At 69.8% G+C, this 13,580-nt stretch carries 14 protein-coding genes; 5 read left to right on the top strand and 9 right to left on the bottom strand.

Annotation, left to right across the window (positions count from 1 at the left end):
* Positions 1-646: 646 nt before the first annotated feature.
* The 4 genes from ABD211_RS23380 to ABD211_RS33960 all read right to left on the bottom strand — a co-directional run bounded on the left by ABD211_RS23380 (position 647) and on the right by ABD211_RS33960 (position 4,326).
* Positions 647-1,144: a hypothetical protein gene (locus tag ABD211_RS23380; protein WP_344135842.1), complete on the bottom strand. Its 498-nt coding sequence runs from the start codon at positions 1,142-1,144 to the stop codon at positions 647-649.
* 2 nt (positions 1,145-1,146) lie between these two features.
* Positions 1,147-1,827 carry a DUF4304 domain-containing protein gene (locus ABD211_RS23375; RefSeq protein WP_344135839.1) on the bottom strand — a complete coding sequence of 227 codons (681 nt, stop codon included), beginning with the start codon at positions 1,825-1,827 and terminating at the stop codon, positions 1,147-1,149.
* A 61-nt stretch (positions 1,828-1,888) separates the two neighbouring features.
* Positions 1,889-3,952, bottom strand: a complete 2,064-nt coding sequence (locus tag ABD211_RS23370; protein ID WP_344135836.1) for a recombinase family protein — start codon at positions 3,950-3,952, stop codon at positions 1,889-1,891.
* Positions 3,949-4,326, bottom strand: a complete 378-nt coding sequence (locus ABD211_RS33960) for a DUF5372 family protein (RefSeq protein WP_425560500.1) — start codon at positions 4,324-4,326, stop codon at positions 3,949-3,951. Before ABD211_RS33960 ends, ABD211_RS23370 begins: the two co-directional genes overlap by 4 nt.
* Before the next feature lie 59 nt (positions 4,327-4,385).
* On the opposite strand from ABD211_RS33960, the gene ABD211_RS23365 reads away from it, so the two are divergent.
* From ABD211_RS23365 to ABD211_RS23355, 3 genes are all read left to right on the top strand, one after another.
* Entirely contained in the window at positions 4,386-4,787 is a 402-nt protein-coding gene (locus ABD211_RS23365; protein WP_344135833.1) for a hypothetical protein, read from the top strand.
* Between the two features lie 114 nt (positions 4,788-4,901).
* Positions 4,902-5,936 (top strand): hypothetical protein, encoded by a 1,035-nt coding sequence (locus tag ABD211_RS23360; protein ID WP_344135830.1) that lies wholly within the window; start codon positions 4,902-4,904, stop codon positions 5,934-5,936.
* A 122-nt stretch (positions 5,937-6,058) separates the two neighbouring features.
* The gene (locus tag ABD211_RS23355; protein WP_344135827.1) at positions 6,059-7,132 is read left to right on the top strand and encodes a hypothetical protein; all 1,074 of its coding nucleotides are present in this window, start codon (positions 6,059-6,061) and stop codon (positions 7,130-7,132) included.
* Positions 7,133-7,283: 151 nt separating this feature from the next.
* On the opposite strand, the gene ABD211_RS23350 is transcribed toward ABD211_RS23355, so the two are convergent.
* On the bottom strand, positions 7,284-7,526 hold the full coding sequence (locus ABD211_RS23350; protein ID WP_344135825.1) for a hypothetical protein: 243 nt from the start codon (positions 7,524-7,526) through the stop codon (positions 7,284-7,286).
* Between the two features lie 182 nt (positions 7,527-7,708).
* Here ABD211_RS23350 and ABD211_RS23345 point away from each other — a divergent pair, with 182 nt between their 5' ends.
* Both ABD211_RS23345 and ABD211_RS23340 read left to right on the top strand, forming a co-directional pair.
* Complete coding sequence (locus tag ABD211_RS23345; RefSeq protein WP_344135822.1) at positions 7,709-8,617, top strand: AbfB domain-containing protein; 909 nt, start codon at positions 7,709-7,711, stop codon at positions 8,615-8,617.
* A 73-nt stretch (positions 8,618-8,690) separates the two neighbouring features.
* The gene (locus ABD211_RS23340) at positions 8,691-9,956 is read left to right on the top strand and encodes a hypothetical protein (protein WP_344135819.1); all 1,266 of its coding nucleotides are present in this window, start codon (positions 8,691-8,693) and stop codon (positions 9,954-9,956) included.
* Here the strand turns inward: ABD211_RS23340 and ABD211_RS23335 are convergent.
* The 4 genes from ABD211_RS23335 to ABD211_RS23320 all read right to left on the bottom strand — a co-directional run bounded on the left by ABD211_RS23335 (position 9,889) and on the right by ABD211_RS23320 (position 13,447).
* Positions 9,889-10,431, bottom strand: coding sequence for a formylglycine-generating enzyme family protein (locus ABD211_RS23335; protein ID WP_344135816.1), 543 nt, complete (start codon positions 10,429-10,431; stop codon positions 9,889-9,891). The two genes, ABD211_RS23340 and ABD211_RS23335, sit on opposite strands and share 68 nt — an antisense overlap.
* A 178-nt stretch (positions 10,432-10,609) precedes the next feature.
* Entirely contained in the window at positions 10,610-11,494 is an 885-nt protein-coding gene (locus ABD211_RS23330) for an ABC transporter permease (protein WP_344135813.1), read from the bottom strand.
* The gene (locus ABD211_RS23325) at positions 11,491-12,399 is read right to left on the bottom strand and encodes an ABC transporter ATP-binding protein (RefSeq protein ID WP_344135811.1); all 909 of its coding nucleotides are present in this window, start codon (positions 12,397-12,399) and stop codon (positions 11,491-11,493) included. The genes ABD211_RS23330 and ABD211_RS23325 overlap by 4 nt, the downstream gene beginning before the upstream one ends.
* Before the next feature lie 85 nt (positions 12,400-12,484).
* Positions 12,485-13,447, bottom strand: a complete 963-nt coding sequence (locus ABD211_RS23320) for a TroA family protein (protein ID WP_344135808.1) — start codon at positions 13,445-13,447, stop codon at positions 12,485-12,487.
* Positions 13,448-13,580 lie beyond the last annotated feature (133 nt).

Here is a 13,580-nt window from a genome sequence, read left to right as displayed (position 1 = left end):
GAAGCCGCCGCCTAGATCAACAACACTGCGAAAGTCGAGTGGCTGCCGTGTCGGCCCTTCCGTCCAAGATCCGGTAAGGGCGACGTGTGCAATGCGCGACACCCGCTTGATGATGCGCGTCACGTCCACAGTGCCCGGTCTATTTCGATAGCGTCCGCGGCGAAGGCACGGGAAGCTGATTCGGCACTCTCAATCACTGTCGCGACGAGGGCACACGACATGATGGGGGATCCGGGGAATCGGCGCGATCGGCGTGGTGGCGCTGGTGCTGCTGGCCGGCTGCGGCGGGTCCGGCAGTCCGTCGTCGCCGACGGGTGCTTCATACTGCGGCTCCTGAGCGTCGCTGTTGGGTTCAGCGGTCGCGGTGCTGTCCGTGCTATGGCACCGCGACCGTTGGTTTCCAGTACAACGAATTCAGTACCGGTCGGTCTCTCTATCCAAGCCATCGGCGTGCGAGATGAGCCCCACTCTGATGACGATGCGACTCGTGTAAGCGAGTTGCTCGGTCATATCGATGGCAGGTTCCGAGTGGATCAACCGCTCGCGGTTAGTCGCTGGAGAAGCGCACGAGCCGCACCCGTGAGTCCGGCTGTCTGTGTCTCCGATTGACGCGCTCACCGGCTTAGCAGGCCGGGGTGCTTTGTCCCTAGTCCGGGAGTTCGTCGATGCCGAGGGCCTCGGTGAATTCGAAGATTCCGTCGCCGAACGGACCAGGGCTCTCTTCCAGCGTGGCCGCAAGTCGATCGGGGTTGGCGACGAGGCCTGCCCTCTCGGCCCATGCCAGCAGTCCGGCGGCGGCCTGGGTGTTGAGAGGCTCAAATTCGTCCTCGTCGTAGGTGAGTGCCCGGACGATCTCCTCGTTGAGGTAGAACTCGACAGCGGTGCCGCTGGGATCGGCCGCCGTGGCGAAGGCGCAGTCGCTGTCGACGACCGATAGCGCGATGGCCGGTGCGTTTGTCTCCAACGCGAGCGCGTTGGCCAACCCGTCGGGCGAGGGGTCGTCGACTGGGCCGAGGAACCCGATCCGCCAGCCGTCGGCGCGGATGTTGTCGGTCACGGCCACGAACAGGTCGTCGACGCAGGCCAGCTCGTCGAGCCGTTTATCGCCGGTACGCGCGACGATGACAAAGCCGGAATAGCCCATGATTACCTCTGTCGTTCGGTGCGGCGCTGGTGGGCGATTGCTAGGGCGTTGGCGGCCAGCGAGTCGGGGCCGGGGTCGGGCCAGTCCGCAGTTTCGGCGGTGATCGCCTCCACATCGCCGCGCTCGGCGTGCGCGTAGGCGCGGATGAGGCTGCTGCCGACCCACATTCCGTCCGGCCAGCGGCCGGCCTTCCACCGCCCGGTGGCGAGCTGCTCGGCGCGGGCCCGCGCGGATCGTTCGCGGTCTTCGTCGATGGCGGCGAGCATCGTGTCGAAGTTGCCCAGCCAGCTCTTCATGCGGGGTAGGTTTTCTCCAAGCCAGGTCCGCACGATGGTGGCGGCACGGTCGGCGTCGGCATCCGTGGACAGCGAGAACGTGTGGTCGGGCAGCTGCGCCGTGTCGTCGGTCGCCCGCAGGCGATGTTGCCACACGCTGTGGTGCGGCATGGCGTCACGGCGCGGATCGTCCGCGCCGAAGTAGTACCGCAGGTGCGGGGCGAGCAGCACCCCAACATTGATGAAGAACGCGACCTCGCCCCATGACGCCGTGGTGCGCTGGACATCGAGGGCGATGCCGTTGCCTTCGGTGTCGAAGTATCGGAAGACCGGCCCACGGCGGACAAAGCCAGCGGCGGCCAGGTCGACTTCGACGAGCTCGACGAACCGTTTTAGCAGGGCGTTCACGAGGCGGCACCCTATCGTCCTAGTGACTGGCAGGCTATCGAGCACCCGGTTGACAATCTCCCTAGGGCTTTGATTTGTCGCATTCGGGCCTGGACGGCCAGCTCTTGCTCTCGAGTTGAGGTCTTGGTTTGAGCCGGAAGGAGTTGGCGACCTTCTGCCGGTAGGTCTCCTCGGTCTGTGGGTTCCAGGGGATGCACCAGCGCCCAGCACGCGTATTGGCAGGTACCTGCCCCAGACGCAGCCAGTTGTAGATGGCGTCGGCCGGGATGCCGAGGATCTGGGCGGCCTGTTTGACGCTGATCTCGCCGTCCTGCACCGCCATCGTGCGTGGCGTGAAGATCTGGTAGATGCCGCGCACCCCGGCGACGTGACGTGGGGTGAAGCGCAGGTTCTTGCCGGTGCGCAGGCCCGCGTCGTTGAGCATCTTCGCGATCTGCGCGTTGCTGTGGGTCGCACCGTACTGGCGCACGATCGCCAACGCCTCGGGCGGAGTCCGGCCCGGACCACGCCGTTCAACGACCAGCTCCTCGGCCGCGCCGGTATGCCAACGCACCCCGATACGCACCACCTCGGAATCGGGCTCCAGCAGTAGCGTCACGTCAGCGATCAGGGTGCGTAGCAGTCGTTTGCGGTCGCGAGGGCTCGTTGTCGGCGCGTCCCACAACCGGGGCAGGTCTGCCGCTAGGGCCTGCAGTGCGTTGTGGTCAGGCACTACGGGCTTGACCGCCCGGGCGGCTACCAACGCGGCTTCGGCCTCGCCGAGAGCGGCGAGTTTGGCTTCCCACCGGGACTCCAACGTCCGCGCCACCAACCGGTTTTCGGGTTCGACCTTGCTGAAGGCACGCTCAGCGCGGTCGGACTCGTAGCGGGCGCGCTCGAGCGCGAGCTCGGCGGCGCGGTGACTACGCACTTGCCGATCTGCGACCTCGTCAGCAGTGGCCAACGCGACCTGAATCTGTTGCGAAGTCACCGTCTGGAGCAGCAACGTCGCCACCGCGTCGTCGACCGTGTCCGCGGTAACCGTGCGGCACCCGGTGGTCGGCTCAGCACACTTATAGGTCACCTTGCGCCCGGCACGGCTGTAGCTGGTACCGACCCGGCCACCACACGTGCCGCACATGATGATCCCCTGACACAGCGCGGTGCCTTCCCGAACCGGGCGGGCACCGCGCCGGGTGTTATTCGCGGCCAGCCTCGCCTCCGTGGCCAGGAACTCCTGCCACGTCACGTAACCCTCGTGATGGTCCTCGATCAGGACCGTCCACTCCGCCCGAGCCCGCGCACGGCGGGTCGAACGCACGGTCCCGTCGGGCAGGACCTTACGCACTTCGCGGGTCTTGCCGAACGTGTAGACGCCCGCATAGGTGGGGTTCTTCAGCACCTGCGCCACGCGGGCGTGGGTGAGCTTGCCCCACTTGATCGTGCCCGCCCACGCGCCCGCCCAAGCCCGCTGTGGGAACAGGCGACCAGTCTGGTCGAACGCGCGAACCGTCGCCAACGCCGACCCAGTCCGCGTGAACTCCGCGAACAGGTCCTCCATCGCCCGACGAACCTGCTCATCCGGATCCTTCACAACCTGCTGGTCGTCGTCGTAGACGTAGCCCACCGGCAGCGGATGCCGTAGCTCACCCCGGCTGGCCGCGGCGACCTTCGCCCCGTGCAACCGGCCGAGCAGGAAATGCAGCTCGATCTCCGACATCTGGCCCTTGAGACCGAGCAAGATCCGATCGTTGACATCGGCCAAGTCGTACACGCCGTCGGTATCGATGAGCAACGTGTCGGTCAGCCGGGCCAGCTCCATCAACCGCGTCAGGTCGGCGTTGGAACGCCCCAGCCGCGATACTTCCAGCCCGAAAACGGCGCCGACCTCGCCCATGCACAACCGGGCCACAATCTCTCGATAGCCGTCTCGCTCGGCCCCGAACCGGCCTGACACCCCCAGGTCGGCGTCGACGACCACGATCTGCTCGGCCAGCCACCCGTACTCGGCGGCTGTGGCCGCCAGGCCGTACTGGCGTTGGGTCGACTCGGTGTTCTGGCGCACCTGCGCCGACGTCGACTGGCGCACATACACGATCGCCAACCGCGCCAGATGCGAGGCCGTGATCTTCGGCGTCGGCTTCATCGTGCCCGCCTGCGCGCAGCAGCGACTCGACCATGTTCGCCACCACCATCACCGCCTGGCGAACGTCCCACCCGCTCAACAGTCCCCGTTTCCGGCCCACCCGGGCCGCCCTCACCCCTGTCAGGAGCTTGCTCATGCGTGTCAGCCACCGACGCCGGGTCGATCTTGTCGATCAATGCCCGTGCCGCCGACAGGCCCTCTACAGCCAGCCGGTCCGACGACGGCTCAGCTCCACGGTCGGTCCAATCCTGCGCCACCGTGACGCGCCGCCTCCCGTCCACCTCACACACGAAGAACAGCCCATGCCGCATGCGCTGCGTGAACAGCACAACCAGGCTCTGCCCCTTCAACGGATGGAACGGATGAGTGATCACTAATGAACTCGAAAGAGAACCTGACTGACGGGTCGTATAGAGCACGGGTTCCGAAGGGCATGGACACGCCGGAGGCAACGCTGCTGGAGCTGGTCGAGCGGATCGCGGACGAGGATCCGGAAGGCGCGTGCTCGCTGTTCACGCTCGGCGCCCAGACCACCTTCGCCCAGGAATCGGAGACCAAGGACTGCGTCACGGCCATGCAGATCGTCGTCGACAAGGTCACCGACAAGGAGAACTTCGAGGCCGCGAAGCTCAAGCCGTCCGGCGAGTGGCCGGGCGTCGTCATCACCGGCGACTCGGCGGAGTTCGGCAGTACCACGTGCACGGGTTGGGACGGGCCCGGCGTGAAGTCGGGCCTCGACACCGGGGACCTGGGCCGCTTCGGGCTGAAGAAGACCGACGACGGCTGGCTCATCAACGAGAACAAGATCCAAGGCGGTGGTACCTGCGGCGGCTGACCCCCAACCAGGGTCGGCACCCGGCAGGACCAGGGTCGGACTCGGAAGACATCGGAAAGAATGGATTTCTAGGCTGACCACGCCCGTCCCGTACCCGGGCGAAAGGTCACCGCCATGCGTCTGTCCACCCGGGCGGCCGCCGGGGTCGCCGTGCTGGCCGCGAGCCTGCTCGTCGCCCCGGCACCGGCCGCCGCCAAGCCCAAGCCACCGCCCACGAACGGGTTCGCCCGCAGCGGCCCGTGGAACACCAAGATCCCCCGCGACGTGCGGCTCGCGCCGAACTCGCAGGCCATCGTCGACAACATCGCCCTCGACAAGGTGCAGAACTACGGCTCCTGGGCGATCAACACCGACGAGTACTCCGCACCGATCTACCACGTCGACAAGAGAACCCCGAAGAAGAAGTGGACCTGGGTGAACTGCCTGGGCATCGAGGACCTCTCCGCGGTCATCGCCGACTCGTTCGCGGCCGTGCCGACGCCGGAGAACATGATCGTGTCGAAGGGCACGGACGGCTCGGTCGCCATCTACCAGGACTCCACCGACACGTACTGGGACTTCTGGCGCGCTGAGCGGGACGCCGCCGGGAACTGGTCGGCGTGCTGGGGCGGCAAGATCGAGCACTACTCGCGCAACCCGGGGATCTTCGACAACCCGCTCGGCGCCACGGCCACCGGCCTGCCGTTCGGGGCGTTCACGATCCGCATCGAGGAACTGCGACGGGGGTACATCGACCACGCGCTCAACATCGCCACCGTGCGCACGCGGGCCAACTGCCACTCCTGGCCCGCCACCCGCGACGACGGCTTCGTCGAGGGCGCGGACATCCCGTGCGAGGGCCAGCGCTTCCGGCTCGACCCGACGTTCGACGTCACCACGCTCACCAGCCCCGCCGCGCGGGTCATCGCCAGGGCCATGCAGGAGTACGGCCTGATCATGACCGACAAGGCCGGCGCCCTGGTGACGTACGCCGAGGACCCCCGGCTCTACATGCCGCCGGGCGGTGGACCGGACACCGACCCGTACACGCTGCTCTTCGATCCCGACAACCTGGTGCCGGACGGGGTCGAGAAGTACGTGCTGCTGTCGGAGATCCCGGTCAACCGGTTGCAGGCGCTCCCGCTCGACTACGGGAAGCCCTGCGACTGACGGCGCCGCCCACCCGCCCGGCCGACGTCCCACGTCGGGTGTGAGCGGCGGCACCGGACAGCGCGTCGACGGTCGGCGGAACGGGGTCGCCGGCCGTCGGCGCGTGTCGTTACATTCGTCCCATGGCGACAGATGTATCCCGGGAGACCGCGGTGGCCACACCGGCGACGGGCCGGCCGACGGCCGGCTACGCGACCAGCCTCGTCCTCGCGGTGCTGGGCGTCTGGTTCACGGTCGGGCTCATGCTCGACGCCTGGGCGCACAACAACATCCCCCAGCTGGAGACGTTCTTCACGCCGTGGCACGCGGCGTTCTACTCCGGGTTCGCCGCCACGGCCGGGTGGGTGCTGTGGACGTGCCGCGCCGCGATCCTCGACGGTCAGCGCGCCCTCGACGCCGTCCCGATCGGCTACGGCGCGACGCTCGTCGGGCTCGTGACGTTCGCCCTGTCGGGCGTCGGCGACCTCGTCTGGCACACCGCCCTCGGCATCGAGCAGGACATAAACATCCTGTTCAGCCCCACCCACGTGGGACTCGTCGCGTCCATGCTCGTCATCGTCACCACGCCGCTGCGCACCGCGTGGGCCGACCCCGGCCTGCCCGAGGCGCCCGGCCTGCGCCGTCTGCTGCCCGCGGTGCTCGCCACCGCGTTCGCCGCCACGCTCGCGCTGCTCTTCATGCAGTACGCCAACGCGCTCACGTACGGCCCGTTCGGCGTCATCTTCGCCCTCTCGAACCAGGACAGCCGCGAGACGTCCCGGTTCGTCGCGGAGGTCGCCGTCACGACCGCGCTGGTCGTCGTGCCGTTGCTGACCCTCGCCCGCAGCTGGCGCCTGCCCGTCGGGGCCACCACGATCCTCTACGTCGCCCTCGGCGGCCTGTCCACGGCCGTGCGCGGGTTCGAGAACCTCGACCTGATCGCCGGGTTCCTCCTCGCCGGCCTCGTGGCGGAAGGGCTCGTCGCCGCGCTGCGGCCCGGCCCGGGCCGGCTCACCCAGCTGCGCGTGTTCGCCGCCGTCGTGCCGCTGATCACCTGGGCTGCCGTGATCGGCGCGGCCTACCTGACGGTGCCGCCCACGGCGATCCCGGTGGTGGCCAAGCCCGAGCTGGTGTACGGGGTGCCGCTCGTGCAGTGCGCGCTCGGTGCGCTGCTCGCCGCGGTGCTGGTGCCCGCCCGCGCCGCCAACAGGTCCTGATTTGTCCGCTAAGAAGCGCAATTTCGGCCACGTTGGGTCAGGTGGCCGATCGCGAGTGCCGTCGTTCTGCCGTACCCTCGGCGACCGTGAGTAGGCACCGGCTCAACGAGGACCAGGACACCGCCTTCATCCCGGTCAGCCTGCCGGCCCGTCACGCACCCGACGCCGGCAGGACGGACGCGGACCCCGCGCCCCCCGCCGAGGCGGCCCCACCGGAGCCCGCCGCGCCCCCGGTCGCTCCGCCCGTCACCGCGCCGCCGCTGATTCCGCCCGCCGTCGGGCAGCCACCGGCCCCGCCCGCCGTCGGGCAGCCACCGGCCCCGCCCACGGTCGAGGCCGACGCCGACGCGTGGTCCGACGAGGACGAGTTCGCCCGCGACAGCTCGACGGTCACGCTCGTACTGCCAGCCCGCGCCAAGGGCGCCGTGCCGCCCGCCCGTCTGCGGCCCACCCCGGCACCGACAGGCCCTGACGCGCGGACCCTCGANGCGGACCCTCGACCCGACCGCCCCCGGCCCGATCGCCCCCGGCCCGATCGCCCCCGGCCCGATCGCGCGCGGTCCCCAGTCGGCCGGCGTGACGCCACACATCCCCGCGCCGCGTCGCCCCGGCGCGCCCGAGGTCGTCGGGCTCCCCGACGCGCCCCACGGCACCTGGGACACCGCCACCGCCGAGTACGGCCCCGTCACCGCGGCGGCGGTGCGCAGCGCGGCGGTCCTCGACCAACCCCGCCCCGGTACGCCGGAGCCGCTGCGCTCGCGCCTCGCCATGGGCCTGGTGGCCGCGTTCATCGCGATGATCACGATCGTCGTCTGGCTCACCCAGCCCCCGGCCACGACCACGCCGCGCGGCGACGCCGCGCCCACGACCGGCGCCGCGCCGGTGGTCGTGCCGCCCGCGAGCCCGTCGACATCCGCGTCACCCAGCGCGACCCCGTCGGCCACCGTGACAGCCACGCCCAGCCGCAGGCCGACGACCGCACCGCCCACCACGACGCGCCCCACCACCGCCGCGCCAACCACCGCCGGCCGCAAGGCTCCGCAGCCAGCGTCGTTGACCGTCGGCGCCCAGCGATCACTGCGGTATGCCTCGAGCACCGACGTCTACGTGGTCCGCTCAAGCGGCGTCGCGGCCCTTGCCGAGGTCACCACGGCCAACGGGCCAACTCTCCGGCACGCCGCGAACTTCACGGTCGTCGCGGGCCTGGCCAGGAGCAGTTGCTTCTCATTCAGGACCGGCAACGGGGCGTATCTGCGCCACCGTAATTACCGGATCTACGTCGAGGTCGACAACGAGAACGACCCGAACCTGTTCCGGCGGGATGCCACATTCTGCAAAGCGGCGGGGGCGCCACCCGGATCGTTCCGGTTCAGCTCTGAAAACTTCCCGGAGTACTTCATCCACGCCCGCGATGGAGGGCTGTGGATCGATAAGGCCCCGCCGCCGCACGAGTCTTCGTTCGTGGTGTCCACCGCCTGGGAGTGAGAACCGTCCTTGCGGGGCCGGGCCGGCGCGTGGCACGGTTTGCGCCGCCCCCCCTCATGAACAGGACTGACCGTTGGCGCCTGCGGAACCCTCGCTGCCCCTACCACCCGACGAGGAAAACGCTGAACCGGCGGAAGCTACGAGACGGCGGCGCCGCCGGCCGAGCCTGGCCGCCTGGTGGGAGAGCACGCTGATCGTCGCGGGCCTGGTCCTGCACATCTTCTACGTCGCCCACGAGGCGCGCCAGGACGGCTGGGACCGCTACGACGCTCTGTCCACGCTGTTGGGGACCGGCTCGCTGCCCGACACGAAGTACTCCATGGTGGGTCCGTTCTTCGCGACGCCGTTCTGGCTGCTCGGCGACGTGGTCCAGGACCCGCGGTGGTGGACCGAGCGGTTCAACACGTTCGTGCTGGCGCTGGGCATCCTGGCACTGTGGGTGCTGCTGCGCGGACGGGTCCCGGACCGGCAGTTGCGGGTGTTCTTCCTGCTGCTGGTTACCGGTTCCATGTTCGGCAACCATCTGCGCTTCTTCTACGGCGAGGTGTTCACCACCGCGCTCGTCGCGGTCGGCCTCGTCGCGGCCATCGTCGGCCCGAAGCTCACCGGCTGGATCATGACGGTTGTCGGCCTGGTCAACACGCCCGCGACGATCGCCGGCCTCGTCACCGCCGTCGGCGAGCGGATCCTGCGCACCCGCGCGCTGCGCTATGTCACGGCCGTCCTGGTCGCGGTCGCCGCGATGCTCGTGGTGAACCTCATCCAGCGCGGCACCGGCCTCGACACGGGCTACCACGACGACAAGGGCTTGCCATCGATCATGCCGTACTCGGGCCTGCCGAACTGGAGCAATCCGCCGTTCTTCGGCCTGATGGGACTCTTCTTCTCGGCCGGCAAGGGCCTGATCTGGTTCGCCCCGGGCCTGTTCCTGCCGATCCGCAGGGGCCTGCACGCGCTCGGCGAGGCGGTCCGCCTCGTGTACCGGCAGTGGCTGGCGTTCCTGCTCGGCATCCTGCTCATCTACTCGATGTGGTGGTCGTGGCAGGGCGGCTGGTTCTGGGGGCCGCGGTTCGTGCTGTTCGCCTCGATCCCCGCCTCGTTCGCGATCGCGTTGGTCTGGGCGCGCCGCCGCGAAACGAGCCTCGGCCTCAACATCTTCGCGACGGTGGCCCTGGGCCTGTCCATCTGGGTGGGCATCAACGGTGCCGTCTACGGCGACACCGGCAGCACGCACCGGAACCCGATGTCCGCGTCCGGCGTGTCGGCGAACGTCAGGCTCTCGGCGGTGGTTGTCGCATGCTGTGACGAGGTCCGGAAGGACCCACCCCGGCACACGTAGCGCCCGCCGCGGCGGTGCCGGTCCACTCCCATACGTTGCCGCACATGTCCCGCGCGCCGTACGGGCCCGCCCCGTCGGGATGCTCCCCGATGGCCGTGGTGCCCGGCAGGTAGTTCTCCGCGATGGTGAACCGGCTGAGGGTCTCGTCGCTGCCCCAGGGATAGAGATTGCCGGCCGGCCCGCGGGCCGCCTTCTCCCGCTCCCGGGCGGACGGCAGCCGCTTGCCGGCCCAGGTCGCGTAGTCGACCGCGTCCTGCCAGGTGACCCGGACGACCGGATGGTCACCGGTCAGCGGCTCCAGATACGGCTGCGGAGCCTTTCCCGGCGGACGATGCCCGGTCTGCTCGACGAACCTGGCGTAGTCGTCCACGGTCACGGGATGGACGTCGATGTAGAACACCGCCAACCGGACGGGCTCCTTGCGCCGCCCCAGAAGGAACACGCACCTGGCGACCGTCGGGCTGGGCAACGTCACGTCCACCAGCCTAGAAGTCGAGGTTCACCCGCCATGAGTTATCCACAGGCAGCTCGACGTGAAGGAACATCTCGTCGAAAGCCGTTCTGCAGCAACGGTTCTACGTTGGTGCAGCAGCGTTTCCACAAGAGTTCATGCGTGCCGGACGGCGAGGATGCCGTCCGGCACGCATGGGTTGTCAGCTGATGTCGCGGCGGCGGGTGAGCAGGATGCCGAGGCCGCCGAGGATGACCACGTAGCCGATCATGACGAGCAGGCCGGCCCACTGCGGCGGCGCGTGCTCGAACGCCCGACCGGGCGTGATCATGATGGTGGAGGCGGTCGCCGGGGCGATCACCGGCAGGCCGAGCACCCAGTCCTTCTCGATCCAGTTGTGCAGCAACGGCGCGAGGATGTTCAGCAGGATATCGCTGACCAGGTAGACCACGATGCCGACGATGATCGTGCCGATCTGGCTGCGGATGAGCGTGCCGAGGCCCAGACCGAAGATGGTCCACATGACGAACGCCAGCAGGCTCAGCAGGACGGACTGGATGACCGGCCAGTCCGTCAGGTGCACGGCCACGCCCTCGCTGCTGAGGTAGATCGGCGTCACGACCAGGTTGATGACCGTGGCGACGAGCCAGAACAGCGCGCCGAACAGGCCCGCGGCGACGAACTTGGCCACGATGACCGCGGTGCGGTGCGGCGTGGTCAGGAACGTGGCCGTCGCGGTCTGGTGGAAGTACTCGTTGGTGACGACCAGCGCGCCGAGGATCAGCGCGAACAGCAGCCCGAGGTACTGGCCGGACGTCATCAGGTTCGCGGTGATCTTGATGAGGCCGGCCGTGCTGCGCGCGGCGGCGGCCTCGGCCTCCATCTGCATCCGGCTCTCTTCCGACATCTGGTCGAGCGGCGGCGACAGCTGGTAGTGCGTGATGAGCATGTTCAAGCCGAGCGCGAGCAGCGTCACGGCGACCATGGAGATGCCGAACAGCCACCACACGTTCGTGGTGCGGATCTTGAGCACCTCGGCCGAGACGAGACCCAACGGCGAGCGGCGCGAGGTGGTGGGCGCCGTCATCGGATGTCCGCCTTTCCCTTGGTCAGCTCCAGGAAGACCTCTTCGAGGTCGGGCCGCTCGGTGGTGAGCTGGTGCAGCACCACGCCGGCGCGGTGCGCGGCCTCGCCGACGGCGACGGCGTCCGGCCCGGTGACCCACAGGTCCCCGTCCACGTCCGTGGTGACCTTCGCTCCCTCGCCGAGGGCGGCGGTGAGCGCGGCCGGATCGGGCGTGCGCACCCGCGTGCGTCCGGCGCCGCCCATCGAGCCGAGCACCGTGTCCACCGGGCCCTGCGTGATGAGTCGGCCGGCCGCCAGGATGATGACGTCGTCGGCGAGGATCTCCATCTCGGACAGCAGGTGGCTGGAGACCAGCACCGTGCGGCCCTCGGCCGCCAGCGCCTGCAGCAACTGGCGCATCCAGCGGATGCCCTCGGGGTCCAGGCCGTTGGCCGGCTCGTCGAGGATGAGCACGCGCGGGTCACCGATCATGGCGGCGGCGATGCCCAGCCGCTGCTTCATGCCCAGCGAGTACCCCTTGAACTTGCGGTTGGCGGCCGTGGACAGGCCGACCATGTCGAGCGCCTCGTCGGCCCGGCGGTCCGGCAGGCCGGCCGCCCGGCAGATGACGCGCAGGTGGTTGCGCGCCGAGCGGCCCTTGTGCGCGGCGCTCGCCTCCAGCACGGCGCCGACCGTGCGGACCGGGTCCGGCAGGTCCGCGTACCGCAGGCCGCCGATGGTGGCGGTGCCGGCGGTCGGCCGGACGAGGTTGAGCAGCATTCGTAGCGTCGTGGTCTTGCCGGCGCCGTTCGGGCCGAGGAACCCGGTCACCCGACCGGGCTCGACCTCGAACGAGAGGCCGTCGACCGCCCTGACCGTCTTGTACTGCTTGGTCAGGCCGGCGACGGCGATACGTCCGTCTGGCATGTGGCGTGTCCTTCCCGTGTCGCGCACCAGAGTGCCATCCCCGCGCACCGGCGCGGCACCGGGAAACGCGCTCAGCGGTGGGTAGCTATGCGGGCAGCCGCGTGGCCTGCTCGGGCGTTGCCGTGCCGGCCAGGATCGCGGCGAGGATCTCCGCACCGTCCACCACACGGGGGCCGGGTCGGTTGAAGAACGCCGGACCGTCGACGATCCACACCTGGTCCGCGCGTACGGCGGGCAGGTCGGACCAGCCGGGCAGGCCCGTCACGGCCGCCGCGTCCGCGAGGGTCTGCTCGCGCGGCAGCCCGCACGGGCCCAGGACGATGACGTCGGGCGCGCAGTCGGCGACGGCCGGCCACAGGTGGGGGACGCTGTGCTCGCCCGGGCCCAGCAGGACGGGCCGCCCGCCGGCCAGCATGATCTGCTCGGGCACCCAGTGCCCGCCCGGCATGAACGGGTCCAGCCATTCGACGAACAGCACCGCCGGCCCGCCGGCCGCTGTGACGGGCGCCGCCGGCCAGCAGTCGCCGGGCAGCCGGTCGGCCGCGGCCTCGGGTTCGTCGGCCCGGGCGAGCCACGCGGCGCCGCCGGGCAGCGCCACGAGGCGTGCGGTCAGGTCGGCCCGCAACGCGGCGGCCGCGGCGGCGTCGCCCAGCCGGTCGGCGATCGCGATCGTGCTGTCGAGAATGCCGCGGATGGTCCGCGCCTCCAGCGACATCACGGTGGTGTCCAGCTCGAGCACGCGGACGGCGTCGTTGACGACCTGGTAGGACACCGCGCAGACCTCGCACAGGTCCTGCGTGAGGATCAGGTCGGGGGCCAGGGCGGCGAGCGCGTCGGCATCGAGGCCGAACACGGCCGAGCCCACGTGCTCGCCGGCGATCTCGCGCGCGCCGGCGCCCGGCGGCAGCGCGGCGGTGGTCACCACGGGCCGGTCACGCACCAGGTCGGGTGGCCAGTCGCACTCGTGGGTCCGGCCCACCAACTGGTCCCCCGCGCCCAGCACCGCGACGATGTCCGTCGCCGCCGGCAGGAGCGACACCACCCGCACCGCGACCTCCTTTGCTCACAATGCCGCATCAGCCTAGACGTTGGCCGGCTCCGCCACGCACCAACAGTCACGATCTGCACACCGGACGTTGTCCGACTCCCGACCCGCTGGCAACACACCGCACACACGCCCA

It is taken from the genome of Luedemannella flava (assembly GCF_039528515.1).
Classification (GTDB): domain Bacteria; phylum Actinomycetota; class Actinomycetes; order Mycobacteriales; family Micromonosporaceae; genus Luedemannella; species Luedemannella flava.
The sequence above is the reverse complement of the archived record's forward strand: the minus strand, read 5'-3'. Positions and strand labels throughout refer to the sequence as shown.